This window comes from Gammaproteobacteria bacterium (assembly GCA_032250735.1).
In the GTDB taxonomy this organism is placed as follows: domain Bacteria; phylum Pseudomonadota; class Gammaproteobacteria; order SZUA-152; family SZUA-152; genus SZUA-152.
The window spans coordinates 97,354-112,959 of sequence record JAVVEP010000002.1; the positions used below are offsets into that span (position 1 = coordinate 97,354).

Consider the following 15,606-nt stretch of genomic DNA (forward strand, 5'->3'; position numbering starts at 1 on the left):
TGATGTTGGATAGTGGATCTCCTTTGTTGTATGTAAAAAGTTGTCTCTGAAAAGTGGCCACGGAAAAAATGCTGTGGCTTTATGCGACCAGCCAGCCGAGTTGCTTTGCCGTGCGGCGTGCCCTGGCGGGGATGTCGTCGGCGATAAAGTGCTGGTGCATCACCTGCACGCCGATCAGGTGGTTGATGACAGCATCGAGCTGGGTCTGGGTTGCGGCCGAGGTGTCCGGTGATTCGTGCAGCCGGAACAGGGCATCGACACCCTGCGGATCCAGCAGGCCGGTCTCTCTGAGTCGCTCCGGGCTGAGGTGACGGCTGGCGAGGCTGCGCATGGCCGTCCATTTTTTTGGGTCTGTGTGTGCGGGTGGGGCCATGAAGGCAAATTTTTCGCGCTTGTAGAGCGTCTCCGGCAGCAGCCCCTTCATCGCCTCGCGCAGCACGTATTTTTCAGTGCGGCCGTGGATGCGCATGGAGGGGGGCAGGGTCGCGGCGTATTCCGCCAGGTGGTGATCCAGAAATGGCGGTCGTGCCTCCATGGAGTTGGCCATGTCCACCCGGTCACCGCCCCAGGTGAGGATCTGGCCTTCCAGCATGGTCTTGATCCACACGTACTGGGCACGATCCAGCGGGTGGCGGTTGTGCAGTGCATCCGCATTGAAGGTGTCGGCAATCGCCGCGCCAGGTGAGTAACCCTGCAACGTGCGGCGATGCTCCGGGTGTAACAGATCGGGTACGTACTGACTGCTGGCCAGCCAGGGTTGCAGACAGGAGGGGGTAAAACCGATCTTGTCGGTGAGGGCAGGATCTTCCACGCTCTGTTCCGCCAGCATCGCGCCTTTAAACAGTTTGTTGTTTTCGTTCAGCACGCCTTCCCATTCGCCGCGTTCCTCGGCCGACAGGTGATCCAGTCCGTGCAGAAACATGTCGCGACGAAACGCCGGATAGCCGCCGAACAGTTCGTCGGAACCTTCGCCGGTGAGCACGACCTTGTAACCGACCTGATTGACGCGGCGACTCATGAGGAGTTTGGCCACGCCCAGGGTGTTATAGATGGTGCGTTCGGTGTGCCACAGGGTTTCCTCAAAGTGGTCATACAGCTGGTCCGCATCGAGGCGCAATATATCCTGCTCCGCGCCGACGGATTTGGCCATCTCGGTGGCGATGGGGGTCTCGTCATAGTCGGCGCTATCAAACCCGATAGTGAAGGACTTGACCGAACCCTGGGTGCTGGCCGCCGACAGGCCGACGATGGAGCAGGAGTCGATGCCACCGGACAGGTAACAGCCGACCGGCACATCGGCCTCCAGTCGCAGTTGCACTGCTTCGATTAACTGTTCGCGAACCGCGTCGATATACTCCTGTTCGTCAGCCATTTTTCCGCGTGCATCCTGTTCCGGAAATGGCATATCCCAATAGCATTTTTCGTCGATACGCAGGCGCCCATCGCGACGCTGAATGCTGAGCACATGCCCCGGCTTGACCTGATGGACTCCGCTGAAAGCGGTGGTGCCCGGCACAATGGTCTGCATTAACTGGTGATAGAGGCCCGCGGAATCAAACTGACGGCTGACCTCGGGGTGTGCGAATAACACCTTCAATTCAGAGCCAAACACGATGCCGCCGTTAATCTCTGTCCAGTAGAGGGGCTTGATGCCAAACCGGTCACGCACCAGATGCAGGCTGTCCTGTTCGCGATCATACAGCGCAAAGGCAAATTCGCCGCGCAGATGCGGCAGGGTTTTGTCCAGCCCAAGGCGCGGATAAAGGTGCATGATGATCTCGGAATCACTGCGGGTGTGGAAGCGTGCACCCTGCGCGGTCAGGTCGGCGCGGATGCGCTGGTAATCATAAAGCTCACCGTTTTTTGTCAGCATCAGACTTTTGTCGTCAGACACAAAGGGCTGGCGTCCGCGCTCCTGATCCAGATCGATAATGGACAGGCGGGCATGGCTGAAACCGATACCCGGCATGGCTTCCCAACCGAAGCCATCCGGGCCGCGGTGATGTTGAATGGCGGCCATGGCCACCAGGGTTTCCGGGTCAACGGGGTGTTGTCTGTCTTGGTATATAAATCCGGCTATGCCACACATAATAGGTAAATTTTTCTCCGCTAATGGATATCAGGTAAAACTCTTTAACATGGATGACAACAACGCCATGCGAATGAATACCGCGCCACGGGCCTGGGCGAAATACCAGTTGTGCGGCGTGTCATCCAGTTCCCGTGCAAGTTCATCGCCGCGCGCCAGCGGATGCAGAATGATGGCGTTTTCTTTCAGGGGCGATGCTTTGTCGAGCCGGTACTGGCTGCCCAATTCTTCATAATCATCACCCACCCAGGCGATGGTGTTGATGTACACCACATCCAGTTTCGGCAGCTCTTTGTTCATGTCGTTGCTAACCCGAAAGCTGAGGCCCTTGCCTTCCAGTTCTTCACGCTGGTCTTTGGCAAACGGATCACTCTCATCACTGATGATGACGACTTCGGTGAGGGCATCGGCAAACAGACTCAGCAGGATCAGCAGGCTGCGCACGGTGCGCATGCGCCCCGGCACGCCGATAATGCCGATGCGGATGCGCTCATGCATGTTGATCTCGGGTAGGCATAGCTCGGGTCGCCATTTAAGGATGGCGTAGATGTCCGCCATGGCCTGTGTCGGGTGTTCATCGGTGCCGTTGCCGCCATTGATGATGGGGATGCGCAGGCCTTCGAGCATTTCATAGACGGCCTTCTCGTCACCGTCACGCAGCACAATCAGATCACCGTAGTGATTGAGCATCTCGCCGATGTCGTACAGCGACTCGCCCTTGGCGATGCCGGTCGAGGCGGGGTCGGTGATCGACATGATGTCGCCGCCCAGACGATGCCAGGCGCTTTCAAATGACAGCCGGGTTCGGGTGCTGGGTTCATAAAAGGCGCTAATGAGAATCTTGCCGGTCAGCGGCCGCGTGATCATCTGTGGCTGGGTTTCATACCGGGCCGCCAGCCGTGACAGCTGCAGCAGCTGCGCGCGCGTGAACTGGCTGGCGGACACCACCGGACGCAAGGTCAGGTCGAGCAGCGGGGCCAGGTCTTCATGGATCGCGTCCATCAGATCGCGGGGGCGTTCGAATCCCTGGGTGTCCAGGGTCTGGTCTCCAAGCTGTTCCCGGAGAATGGGGCTTTTTTTGTCTACCATAGGCGTTTGGTTAACCAGTCCTTTATCCACAAGATGATTAATACAAGGGGTGCAATGGCAGTTATAGCTATTGCCGTTCCAACCAACCAGGTCAGTGCGTTTATCGAGATCGTCATACTCGTGTCTCCCCGCGGCCAGCGAGCCTGTCCCAGTCAAACTCATGGGGCCGTAGCCAGGTGGTCAGCAACACGACACTCATGGAGACCGCCGCGGAGATCAGCGCCGCCACATAGAAGCCGATGAGGAAATAGCCGGCCAGGCCGATGACGGTGCCGGCCACCATCGCCAGCGCCGCGCCGCCCGGATTGACGCGTCGCCAAAACAGCCCGGCGGCGATGGGCCAGATGGTGCTGGCCACGAAGGCACCGGTGAAATACAGCAGCTCGGCCAGGGTGGTGAGGCGCGGCAGGCATAACAGCCAGGCGGTGATACCCAGCCCCAGCACCACCCAGCGCGCGGCGCGGGCGAGTTCTGCCTCGCTGGCCCGGGGGCGGAAATGGCCCTTATATATGTCGGTGAGGATCAGGTCAGAGGTGGCGGCCAGCAGCGAATCAAGACTGGAGGCGAGGGCGGCAAACACCACGATAAACACCAGCACGGCACCACCAGCCCCGAGCAGGTTGGCCGCCACCAGCGGCCCCACCATGTCGGCGGCAGGCACATTGATCCCCAGTGCCGGTACCGTGAGGGCAATAAATCCGGCCACAATCGGGATCGGCAACCAGAACACCCCGGCGATGAAATAGGCCTTGAAGCCGACGCCGGCACGGAAGGCAAAGGCCCGGCTCCACCAGACATTGGAATGAAAGATTTCGCCGATCCCAAACAGCAGGTTGTTAAACAGAAACATGATGGCGGCCGGCATCAGCAGGTTCAGCAGCTCGGGGCGTTCTTCCAGTGCCGCCGCATGCATGCGCTCAAAACCCACTTCGGCGATCGCCAGCCAGGCCAGGATGACGATACCGACCAGGATGATCAGGGTCTGTAGAAAATCCGTGCCGATCACCGCGCGCAGCCCACCCAATATTGTGTACAGCACGCACACCGCGAGGATCACGCTCATGCCGATGCGGTAGTCGATCCCGGTCAGGGCATGTACCAGCACACCGCCCGCCATGCCCATGGAGACCAGCCAGCCGAAGCCATAAAACAGGGAGATGAGCAGAAAGATGCGCCACGCCGTCTTGCCATAGCGCAGGCGCACAAAATCGCCGCTGGTATAGCCGCCGGGCATTAGCGCATGGATGCGCCTGGCCAGCGGGGCGAAGAGGATCAGGCCCACCGAGCCGAGGGAGTATCCCAACATGCCCCATACGCCCATCTGCAGGGCCAGTTGCGGGGCCGCCATGGTGGTGTTGCTGGTGACCCAGGTGGCCATGGCGGTGGCGGTGCCCAGGGCCAGACCCACCCGACGCCCTGCCAGCATAAAGCCTTCCAGGCCTTTGGCGCGCCGGCCGAGATAGGCCCCCAGGGCGATCCACAGCAGCGAGAAGGCGGCGAGGATCATCCAGCCGGTATTGGCGTCCAGCAGGGCGCTGTGCATGTTATTCATGGCTCGACCACTTCGCGGATTTCGGTGATGGCCTCTTGCGTGGTCAGTACGCGGGCGTAGCGGTCCTTCATGGTGGTAATGGTGGCGTGCTGCAATTCCGGGGTGACGGTTGCGCAGGCATCGGATATGAGAGTGACGTGAAAGCCGAGATCGCAGGCATCCCGAATGGCGGTGGAGACGCACTCGTTGCTGTAGACGCCGACCACGAACAGGCCGTTGATGCCCAGGTTGCGCAGGATGTATTCGATATTGCTGGAGTTAAACACGCCGCTGGCGGTCTTGTTGATGATGATCTCGTCGTCCAGCGGGGCGACCTGTTCCAGAAATTCGGCCTCCCTGGAGCCCGGCGCGGCATGCAGGCCCAGGCGCTTGTGGCCTGGGCTGCGGTCGCGGCCGTCGTGGGTGAGCGACTGGATGCGGGTATGGATGACCTCCAGCCCGCGGGCCCGAAAGGCGTCCTGTAGCTGGCGCACATTGGGTAGCACGGTCTGTTCGAGACGATCGAAATAGTAGCGCTGGGCCGCGAGCGGCACCCCCGAGGCCTCGGCCGTGGCAAACACCCCGAAGCCCGCTGCCGCGTCCAGGTACTGCATATCGATGCACAGCAGGGCGGTCTGATGGGTCTCCAGCGAGAGGGTGACGGCCGGGGTGTGGGTGATGGAGCGCCGGTAGGCCTCGCGCAGGGGATCCACATCCAGAAAGTCTTCGGTGGAGGGTGTGGGGGTCTGGTGTTTGTGGGTCATGGTCAGGTGGACAGCCGTTTGAGGGTGTTTAACAGGACATTGGCGCCGGCCTCGATGTCCGCCCACGCCGTCCACTCTGCGGGGGAGTGGCTGCGGCCTTCCTTGCTGGGGACGAAAATCATGCCGGCGGGTGCGATGCGGGCGATGATCTGGGCATCATGGGCCGCGCCACTGCTCAGGTGGGTCGCGGACAGGGCCAGGGCGGTTACCGCCTCATCGATGGCGTCCAGCACGCTGGTGGCGCACGGCACGGGGGCGATCTCACTCAGTACTGTAAAGGCGAACATCAGATTGCGGCGGCGGGCGATCGCGGACAGGCTTCTGCGCAGGGCGGCGGCCATGGTCTCGAGGGTGGTGGCGTCGGTATCGCGGACATCCAGTGAAAACACCGCCTCGCCCGGCACCATATTGGCCGCACCGGGCTTGAGCGCCACTCGGCCGATGGTCGCGGTGCTTTGCGGGCTGCCGTATTCCGCCAGTACGCGATCCAGCTGGCCAGCGAATTCGGCGAGGCCCTGAAAGGCATCGGCGCGCATATGCATGGGGGTGGTGCCGGCATGGTTGGCGGCGCCGCTCAGGGTGATTTCCCATTTGAACAGGCCGGTAATGGCGTCAACGATGCCGATGCTGCAACGCTTGCGGTCCAGCACCGGCCCCTGTTCGATGTGTAATTCGACATAGGCATGGATGCTGCCGGGGGCACGCTGGGCGTGCAGCGCCTGGCGGGCATCCAGTCCGCGGGCCGCCAGCGCGGCGCTCAGGCTGACGCCGTCGAGGTCGCAGGCCTGGTGTAGATACTCGGGTGTCACCAGCCCCGCCACGGCCTGGGAGCCAAACATGCCGCCGAAGCGGCCTTCTTCATCACTGAAGGAGACGGCCTCCAGCGGGCGCTTCAGCGTGAGCCCGGATTCCTGCAATACGCGCAAGGCCTCCAGCGCACAGATGACCCCCAGGGCGCCATCCAGATGGCCCGCACCCGGTACGGTATCCGCGTGCGAGCCTGCCATCACGCTGGCGGTCTGGTCATTCCAGTTCAGGCGCGCATAAAGATTGGCGGCGCCGTCCTGATAACACTCCAGACCGCTATCGATAATCCGCTGGCGTAACCAGTCACGGCCGGCCATGTCGCCATCACTGAAGGCCATGCGGTAGATACCCTGGTCTTCATACCGACCAATCCGGGCGAGGGCGTCGATGTCCTCGCGCAGACGTTCGGCGTTGACCCGCAGCTCGGGGGTACTCATTTTGCTGCCTCCGGGCCGCGCACAATCAGCACCACGGTGGCCACAAACACCACGATACCCAGCGACAGAAACAGCAGGGCGCGGGACAGGCTATGATGGGTGACTCGCACGCTAACGGTGTCACTCCAGGGGCTGGCCTGCGGCGCCACACTGCGCAGGCGATAATGCCGGGCGCCGTCCGGTTTGCCGGAGAAGACCGTGGCGCTATCGGGGCCGCGGTAGGCGGTCACCGCATCGCGAAAATCCGCCTGGGTGGCCTCCTGTAGTTCCCAAACAGGTGTCCAAATAGATTCCTTTAGGGGTGCTGTTACCGATTCCACTTCACTGCTCGCCGTCTCCCAGCTGAGGCGGTAGTATCCTGCCGTGACGACATCACCCGAAGTGGATAGTCGTGGCGCGGGCAGTTGAGATCCGGCGGCCGCGGTGCTGAACAGGCACGCCAGCAACAACACGGCCAGCCCGATCCGTTGCGGGCGGCTTTTGGTCGTGAGGTGTCTACGGGACAGGGCGGTCATGATAAAAAGGGATCGGAGAGTTGTTCAAGGAGCGGCGCCTCTAGCCACCAGGCGGCGAGGGCGACCAGCACGCCGAGAATCAATACGCTGATGGCGAGACGAATGAGGGGGTGGCGACGGCGTCGGTGAAACAAGGCTTTGTGCTTCCAGCGTTTCTCGTTTATACGGAGATTGGGTCTGAGCATGGTTTCGGGCGACATGGGCAACGGAAAACAGTGAGACGAACGATCCGAATAATAATTTGATCCCTAAATAGTTTGTGGTGGCGCATCTGTCCAAAAGGTGTCCCAAAAGGGCTTGAGGCGAATGATTATAAGATATAATGGCCGATTATTAAAGTCGGCACGATAGTGGCAGAGGATAGTACCGAGGAATATATGCTTACGACACAAACAATTTGCGGAGCAATAAACCATGGGCGGACATGAGGATATCGGCGATAAGGTGATTATCGCTCTGCGACGCGTGATTCGCGCCGTGGATCTGCATTCCCGCACCCTGGTGCAAAGTCACGGCCTGACCGGGCCGCAGGCGCTGATTCTGAAGGCCTTGAGACAGGGCAGCCTGCCCGCCGGTGAGCTGGCGACCCGGGTCAGCCTCAGTCAGGGTACGGTGACCGATATCCTCATTCGGCTTGAACAGCGCGGCCTGCTCAAGCGCATACGGGATACCACGGACAAACGCCGGGTGCTGGTGGAGGCCACGGCCGCCGGCATGACCCTGCTCAGGCAGTCGCCACCACTGTTGCAGGAGCGCTTTGTGGAGCGCTTCACTAATCTGCACGAATGGGAGCAGACGCAACTGCTGGCCTCGCTGCAACGGATTGCCGCGATGATGGATGCGGAGGATATCGACGCTGCACCGGTGCTCTCCAGTGGCTCGATGCGGGCCACGGCCAGGGCCGTCGAGGAGGTGTTGGGGCCGGAAGATCTCGGCGGTGAATAACGCAACGCCGGGCCACTAACCATAAGCAGGACTTCAGTCTGAATCGCCGGATTCAGGTGTAACGATGACACAAGGCATTCTATGTACGAACAGGTATCCCACTCATTACTCAATGACATCCTTAATGATCTAAAGGCAGAGATCAGCAAAAAGGATCTGCGGCATTTCTATACCCGCCTGGGCGCGAATTTCTATGCCATCCATTCACTGTTTGAACGGCTCTATGGGCACCGGGACGATTTCAGACAGCAGTCCCTGCGGCTGGTCGAGACCATGGCGCGGCAGTATATCCAGCGTCCCGATGCGCTGAAGCAGCTGGATATCGAGCGCGAAAAAGATCACAACTGGTTTCTTAGCCAGAAGTGGGTGGGCATGGCGCTCTATAGCCAGGGCTTTGCGGGAGACCTCAAGGGGGTGCATGAGCATCTGGGTTATTTCCAGGATCTGGGTGTCAACCTGGTGCACATCATGCCCATCTTGCAGTGTCCCGAAGGACACAGTGATGGCGGCTATGCCGTGAGTAACTACCGTGAAGTCGATCCGCGCGCGGGCAGCGTGGAGGAGCTGACGGAACTGGCCAAGGCGATGCGCGAGCGGGATATCCTGCTGGTGCTGGACGTGGTGGTAAACCATACATCGAATGAACATGACTGGGCGGTGCGCGCCCGTGGCGGGGATCCGCAGTATCAGGACTATTATTACACCTTCGCAACGCGCAACGTCCCCGACATGTTTGAACAGAGCATGCCGGAGATCTTTCCCGAGACATCGCCCGGCAATTTCACCTGGGATGAAGAGATGCAGCGCTGGGTGATGACGGTGTTCAACGATTTCCAGTGGGACCTCAACTACAGCAATCCGGCGGTGTTCATCGAGATGCTGGATATCCTGTTGTTCTGGGCGAACAAGGGCGCGGATATTCTGCGCCTGGATGCGGTGGCCTTTTTGTGGAAGAAGATTGGCAGCACCTGCCAGAACGAACGCGAGGCGCATTTGATCCTGCAATTGCTCAAAGACTGTTGCCAGGTATCGGCGCCCGGCGTGCTGTTTATTGCCGAAGCGATTGTCGCGCCCGTGGAAATCACCAAGTACTTTGGTGAAGATGCGATTATCGCCAAGGAGTGTGAGATTGCCTATAACGCCACCTTTATGGCCCTGTTGTGGGACGCGGTCGCCACCAAAAATAGCAAATTGCTGAACCAGGGCATCAAGAGCCTGCCGGTGAAACTGGAACGTGCGACCTGGCTGAACTATGTGCGTTGCCACGATGACATCGGGCTGGGATTTGATGACGGTGATATTCGGCTGGCGGGTTATGACGCCCACAGCCATCGGAAATTCCTGATTGATTACTATACGGGAAGGTTCGATGACTCCCACGCCCGTGGACTGCCGTTCGGCAGTAACGTGAAAACAGGCGATGCGCGTATTTCCGGTTCGCTCGCCTCGCTGGCAGGGCTGGAGTACGGACTGGAGCAGAATGACCCGGTTGCCATCGACGAGGCGATAAAAAACATCCTGCTGTTGCATAGCCTGATTATGTCGTTTGGCGGTATCGCGCTGCTTTATTATGGCGACGAGATGGGCGCCCTGAATGACTATTCGTATCAGGATGATGCAGGCAGGTCGGTCGATTCGCGCTGGCTGCACCGTCCGACCATGGACTGGAAAAAGGCAGAGAATCGCAATGTCCCCGGTACGGTGGAATACCGGATTTTCCGCGCCCTCAAGAAAATGATCGCGGTGCGCAAGGAGATAGATGCGTTTGCCGATTTTAATAATCGGGAACTTATTGATGTACAAAATCCGCATCTGTTTGTGTTCGGGCGCACCAACGTCACCAAACAGACTGACCAGGTACTGGTTGTGGCGAATTTTGATGACCGTCCCCAGTCGCTGAACATCAATGATGTGGCGGGCTGGACCAACCAGCAGCTGGGCCGGATGGTGGATCTGTATTCCGGACAGTCGCCGGATATTTTTAAAGACGCCCTGGTCATACCCGGATACCATTTTTACTGGTTACGAGAGAAGATGTAATGCCGTTGCATTCATGTCCGCGTTTATCGCCATACTTTGAGTTAGGTCATTTATCCGATAAATCCATCACGCCGTTTTATCTACGCTTGCCAGCCCGAGGCCACGATGCCTGACCATAACGATAAATCGCAATACGATTTCCGGGAACTGCTGCACAAGGCGCTGGAAGAGCAATCTCTGCAAACCGTAGTTGACCTGCTCAAGGGCCTGCACCCGGCGGAAATTGCCGATGCACTAGAGGCCTTGCCCCGCGAGCTGAGACCGGCGCTGTGGGCGCAGGTGGATATTCTCTTCAAGGGTGAGGTGTTGCTGGAGACCCATGCGGAGGTGCGGCGGCAGCTCATTGAGGCCACCGATGAGGACGAATTGCTCACCGCGCTGGCCACCCTGGAGATGGATGAGCTGGCCGACCTTGACGCCGAACTGCCCATGTCGGTGGTCGATGCCATGGTGCAGACCATGGACGTACAGCGGCGCAGGCGTTATGAGGCGGTGCGCTCCTATCCCGACAACACGGCCGGTGGGCTGATGGATGTCGACGCCGCAGCGGTGCGGGGTGACGTGAGCCTGAAGGCGGTGCAGCGTTATCTGCGACAGTTGCGCAGCCGCGAGGGTAAGCTGCCTGAACATCTTGATAGCCTGGTGGTGGTCGATCGCAACAATACCTATCTCGGCATGCTGCAGTTAAGTGATGTTGTCTCGCTGAATTCCGGGACCATTGTCAGTGAGGTGATGACGGCGCGGGTACCGGCGATTCCGGTGTTGGCATCCGCGAGCAAGGTGGCCCGCCTGTTCCAGGATCAGGATCTGCTTTCCGCTCCCGTGGTCAATGAGGCCAACCAACTTTTGGGACGCATCACTATCGACGACGTGGTCGACGTGATGCGCGGTGATGCGGAGCGTGAGGTGATGAGCCGTGCGGGCCTGACCTCAGCCACCGATATGTTCGCGCCCATTATGTCGAGCGCCACACGACGTGCGGTGTGGCTCGGCGTTAACCTCATCAATGCCTTTATTGCCGCCTGGGTCATCGGCCTGTTCGAGGGCTCGATTGAACAGGTGGTCGCCCTTGCCATACTCATGCCGGTGGTCGCCAGCATGGGCGGTGTGGCGGGCAATCAGACCCTGACCCTGGTGACGCGCGGGATTGCGCTTGAGCAGGTTGGGCGCAGCAATGCGCGCCGCCTGCTGCTGAGGGAGCTGTCCCTGAGTTTGCTGAATGGCGCCTTCTGGTCGGTAGTGGTGGCCGTGGTTGCGGTGCTCTGGTTTGGCAGTGTGCAGCTGGGGATCGTGTTCGGTGCCGCCCTGATCATCAACCTGATTACCGGGGCGGTCGTCGGTACGCTGGCGCCGCTGGCCCTGTTGCGGGTGGGTATTGATCCGGCCCTTGCAGGTGGCGTGGTACTGATTGCGGCGACCGATGTGATCGGCTTCCTGTCATTTCTGGGACTGGCCACTATTTTCCTGTTGTAGCGGGTTGCAGGCGTTTTCTTCAGACGTCACCGATACCGGATGGACTCTGCCGCGTGCTTACAGGGTTTCATCAGGGGCCATAAACAGGCTGCCGTCCTGCTGTTCGCCATTGAGTAAAAATACTTCCGCGGCCGACAGGTCGTAACCACTGCAGAGAAACATCTTTCTTCCCTTTTCCATCAGATAAGCCGCCGCTTTAAGCTTGGTGACAATCCCGCCGGTGGCAAATTCATTGCTGGGTGTGTGCGCCGCCTCCAGTGCCTCCTGCGGAATCTCGGTGATGCGCCTGATGATTACGGCGTTGTCATGCACGTCGGGATTTTTGTCGTAATAGCCGTTGATGTCGCTAAGGATCACCAGCAGATCAGAATTGGTATGGTGAGTGACGTGGGCGGCAAGCTGGTCGTTGTCACCGAAGACCTGTTCGGACATGGTGGTGATATCATTTTCATTCACTATGGGAAGAATGTCGTTTTCCAGCTGGGTATCAATTATCTGCTTGAAGATATCGACATGTGCAATGGAGTCGAAATCCTCTTCCGTCGTTAATATCTGGCTAATGTCGATATCGTAAATATCAAACAATTGCTTATAGATGCTCATGAGGATTGGCTGGCCGACAGCCGCCAATACCTTTTTGCCGATGTGTTCTTTCCGATCCAGGCGCAGGGCGGTGTAACCCGAGGCGACGGCGCCGGATGTCACCAGGATCACCTCATAGCGCTTTCGCAGGGTGACGATGAAGGTCACCAGGTTAAGCATCCTCTGTTTGGCGATGGCGTTGTTTTCCGTTAATACACCGCTGCCGACTTTTAATGTAATACGTTTCACTGAATCTCCTGATGATGATAATTGATGTGTAATCATACACTTTTCATGACGCGTTTTTTTGATGGGGTTTTATCGCAGGATGGTTATTCAGATAACCATGCCGTGGTTTCGGGTATGAAGTGCGCAATGCCTTCCAGAATGCCAGCGGCATAGTTTCCGTTCATTCCCATAAAATCGCCTTTGGCGAAATACAGCGCATCGGACAGGCCGTTTTTCCTTGCCTCTTGCGCGGCCTGTTCACGCACATCCTGGCGGGCATTGGCGACGAGTACCGACTGGATGCGACTGGTCAGCACGGGAATGTCGTTGCCGCTGTCGCCGGCAAAAATGGTGCGTTCAATGGCGTAGGCCTTCTGTGCCATCAGAAATTCAATGGCATGCAGTTTGGTCGCCCGCCGGGGCAAAACATCCAGCAGGCCGCTGTGGGTGATGTCATCAATGCTCCATATCAGGCTGGCGCGTATCGCCTGTTGTTGCAGGCGGGCCTGCATGGCGGATCGAAGCGCCTCGCTGTCGATGTTGGCGGGGACATAGTAACTGAGCTTGAAGACGTTCTGTTTTTCCGCCTCCTGCAGCTGCAACCCATCCATGTCGGTAAACAGTTTAGCGATATTGTCGTGCGTATTGCCCTGCCAGTCCGTTGCGATCTCGTCCTGCCAGGCGGGCCATGGATGCCATTGCTGGTTGACGATGGCATAGATGCTGCTGCCCACATCGGCAATGACGTAATCGGGAGTCGGCAGCTGATATTCATTGATCGCTTGCTGCGTCAGGCGCTGATCACGTCCACTGACATAGACCAGGTTGACATCGTCACGCGCCACCAGTCGGGCGAACAGGGCGCGTGCCTGCAGCGATTCGGGATGCGTGCCATTGGGGATAAGGGTCCTGTCCAGGTCGGTGCAGATGAGCAGTCGCTGTTTCATGTGGACGCCGGTGCCTGGCAGGTTTCGTAAAAATCATAATGTTCGATGGCCTCCAGGATGCCGGCGGCAAAGGGTTTTTGCGCAAAATAGATCCGTTCGATGCCGGCCAGTTCGGACAGCTCTTCATGGTGTCGGTTGGACACCACCACCGCCAGCGTATTGCCCCGCATCATATCTTCATCCGCACCGGAGCCGCCGGCGGCGAGGATGTGTTCCAGCGGAATCCCCCACTGATTCGCAAACCAGCGCAAGGCCAGTCCCTTGGATGCGCGCACCGGCACGATATCCAGAAACTGGTCAAAGGAATAAAAGACATTCGCCGTCAGGTCGTTCTGTAACAGCAGGTGGGTGATGTCTCCCAGCCTGGGGGCCTTGGCCGGATCCACAAAATAACTGACCTTGTAACGGCTCTGTTCCGTTTTCGGCTGCAGCGCGAGCCCCGGAATTTCGCTCAACAGCAGTTGTATGGACGTTGGTTTCCAGAGATGGTCGATATGGTCATGCCAGGCCCAGTCACGGGTAAGATTGGGCGCATAGTGAATTTCTGTGCCCAGGCTGGTGATCAGGGCATCGGGCTGCGGAATGTTGTTCTGGCGGAGTATCTGTAGCGCGGCATCGAGGCGCCGGCCGGTGGCAATGCCAAAGCTGGTGTATTTACGGCGGTCACGCATCTCCTGGATGAAGGCGTTGAGTGAGGCGGAATCACCCAGCAGGTTTTGATCCAGGTCGCTGAAAATGGCGCGGTCGTGGTAGAGCAGGGGACGGCGGCTAAGGTTCATGTGTGGCACCGGCTCAGTGCCTTCGACCAGGGGTTTGACAAGTTGCAGATAGGTTTTTGCATGTGCCGGCCAGGAATAATACTGGCGTACGCCCTCAAGGCCGTTTTTCGCCAGCCGTTGCCAGGTCTGTTTGGCCTTGAGCAGCTTGCCGATGGTTTTCGCCATCGCCGGCTTATCCAGTGGGTTGATCAGATAACCGTTTTTGCAGTTGCCGATAATATCTCTCGGCCCGCCATCCTCAGTTGCCACAATGGGCAATTGACTTGCCGCAGCTTCGATCAGGGTGAGTCCAAAGGGTTCGGTAAGCGCGGGATTGACGAAAACGCCCTGACTGAGCGCCGCGAGTCGATACAGTATAGACACCTCATCGGCCTGATGGTGTTTTGGATAGGCCACCTTGCCGTATAGGTCATAGCGGTCGATGGTGAGCAGGATATCGTTCAGCACCTCCTGTGCGCCGATGTCCAGTTCTCGAATATCGTTGCGGTTACCGGCAATGATGACCAGGTTGGCCGCCTTTTGCAGTTGGGCCGATTCGCCATAGGCCTCGATCAGGCCGACAATGTTTTTTCTCCGGTCCGGGCGCGACAGCGCCAGAATCATCGGTTTTTCCGGTTCTTTCAGAAATGTGGCCAGCGCCCCGGCGATCGCGCTGTCGCGTTCGTCACCGCTGGGCGGGTGAAATTGCTGCAGATCCGTACCGGGTGCGACCACGCGCATCTGCTCCGGCCGATAGTAATCATACAAGCCGTACTGTTCCTCGATCTCCTGATGGGTGCTGGTGATAACGAGCTGCGCCGCGCCGAGGGTGGTTTCCTCCGCCTCGATTCGGCGGGACATGTTATACCGCTGTTCGATGTCATCCTGCCTGAGCCCGCTCGCCAGCAGTCGTCGGCGCTTGCTTCTTCCCAGCGAATGACCGGTGTGTACCAGCGGGATACCCAGTTGATGCACGAGACGAGTGGCGACATAGCCCGCATCGGCATAGTGGCTGTGGATGATGTCCGGGGTGAGTGCCTGTTGCTGCAGATAATTCAGGGCATTGTCCGCAAAGCTATCCAGATGATCCCACAATGCCTCCTTCGGCAGGTAGACCGCCTCGGCACAATCGATGCGGACAATGTCCACCTTGTTGGAGAGCGGTTCGACGGGCAGGGAATAATCGGGACTGACCTGCTCGTCAACAATGCGCCGGGTCAGGAGGTCGACCCGGTCGACTTCGGGACATTCGCCCAGGGCGGTTGCCAATTCAACCACATATTTTGTCTGGCCACCGGTATCGGCATCCCGGCCCAGTTCCAGGTCGTGTCCGCGGATAAGGCCGTGGGGACTGATCAATACAATATAGAGGCCTTGCTTTTTTTGTCTCATGTCCCTTCT

Annotated in this window: 13 protein-coding genes; 3 read left to right on the forward strand and 10 right to left on the reverse strand. The window is 58.8% G+C overall.

All coding sequences use genetic code 11. The features are described from left to right. Nucleotides 1–79 precede the first annotated feature (79 nt). From asnB to RRB22_01860, 7 genes are all read right to left on the reverse strand, one after another. Nucleotides 80–2,089, reverse strand: coding sequence for an asparagine synthase (glutamine-hydrolyzing) (gene asnB / locus RRB22_01830; protein MDT8383132.1), 2,010 nt, complete (start codon nt 2,087–2,089; stop codon nt 80–82). 30 nt (nt 2,090–2,119) lie between these two features. Then, nucleotides 2,120–3,178, reverse strand: coding sequence for an aspartate carbamoyltransferase (locus tag RRB22_01835; protein MDT8383133.1), 1,059 nt, complete (start codon nt 3,176–3,178; stop codon nt 2,120–2,122). Nucleotides 3,179–3,290: 112 nt separating this feature from the next. Beyond that, the gene (locus RRB22_01840) at nt 3,291–4,730 is read right to left on the reverse strand and encodes a sodium:solute symporter family protein (GenBank protein ID MDT8383134.1); all 1,440 of its coding nucleotides are present in this window, start codon (nt 4,728–4,730) and stop codon (nt 3,291–3,293) included. Continuing rightward, complete coding sequence (locus RRB22_01845; protein MDT8383135.1) at nt 4,727–5,473, reverse strand: isochorismatase family cysteine hydrolase; 747 nt, start codon at nt 5,471–5,473, stop codon at nt 4,727–4,729. The genes RRB22_01840 and RRB22_01845 overlap by 4 nt, the downstream gene beginning before the upstream one ends. A gap of 2 nt (nt 5,474–5,475) precedes the next feature. Beyond that, nucleotides 5,476–6,717 carry a Zn-dependent hydrolase gene (locus tag RRB22_01850; protein ID MDT8383136.1) on the reverse strand — a complete coding sequence of 414 codons (1,242 nt, stop codon included), beginning with the start codon at nt 6,715–6,717 and terminating at the stop codon, nt 5,476–5,478. After that, nucleotides 6,714–7,232, reverse strand: coding sequence for a fibronectin type III domain-containing protein (locus tag RRB22_01855; protein MDT8383137.1), 519 nt, complete (start codon nt 7,230–7,232; stop codon nt 6,714–6,716). The genes RRB22_01850 and RRB22_01855 overlap by 4 nt, the downstream gene beginning before the upstream one ends. Then, entirely contained in the window at nt 7,229–7,366 is a 138-nt protein-coding gene (locus tag RRB22_01860; GenBank protein MDT8383138.1) for a hypothetical protein, read from the reverse strand. Before RRB22_01860 ends, RRB22_01855 begins: the two co-directional genes overlap by 4 nt. Nucleotides 7,367–7,646: 280 nt before the next feature. On the opposite strand from RRB22_01860, the gene RRB22_01865 reads away from it, so the two are divergent. From RRB22_01865 to mgtE, 3 genes are all read left to right on the forward strand, one after another. After that, entirely contained in the window at nt 7,647–8,177 is a 531-nt protein-coding gene (locus RRB22_01865) for a MarR family transcriptional regulator (protein MDT8383139.1), read from the forward strand. A gap of 81 nt (nt 8,178–8,258) precedes the next feature. Further along, nucleotides 8,259–10,217, forward strand: a complete 1,959-nt coding sequence (locus tag RRB22_01870) for an alpha-amylase family glycosyl hydrolase (protein ID MDT8383140.1) — start codon at nt 8,259–8,261, stop codon at nt 10,215–10,217. A gap of 105 nt (nt 10,218–10,322) precedes the next feature. Continuing rightward, nucleotides 10,323–11,690 (forward strand): magnesium transporter, encoded by a 1,368-nt coding sequence (gene mgtE / locus RRB22_01875; GenBank protein MDT8383141.1) that lies wholly within the window; start codon nt 10,323–10,325, stop codon nt 11,688–11,690. A gap of 57 nt (nt 11,691–11,747) precedes the next feature. On the opposite strand, the gene proB is transcribed toward mgtE, so the two are convergent. From proB to RRB22_01890, 3 genes are all read right to left on the reverse strand, one after another. Beyond that, nucleotides 11,748–12,521, reverse strand: coding sequence for a glutamate 5-kinase (gene proB, locus RRB22_01880; protein ID MDT8383142.1), 774 nt, complete (start codon nt 12,519–12,521; stop codon nt 11,748–11,750). 83 nt (nt 12,522–12,604) lie between these two features. Continuing rightward, nucleotides 12,605–13,447 (reverse strand): HAD-IIB family hydrolase, encoded by an 843-nt coding sequence (locus RRB22_01885; GenBank protein ID MDT8383143.1) that lies wholly within the window; start codon nt 13,445–13,447, stop codon nt 12,605–12,607. Continuing rightward, on the reverse strand, nt 13,444–15,597 hold the full coding sequence (locus RRB22_01890; protein ID MDT8383144.1) for an HAD family hydrolase: 2,154 nt from the start codon (nt 15,595–15,597) through the stop codon (nt 13,444–13,446). The genes RRB22_01885 and RRB22_01890 overlap by 4 nt, the downstream gene beginning before the upstream one ends. Nucleotides 15,598–15,606: the final 9 nt, after the last annotated feature.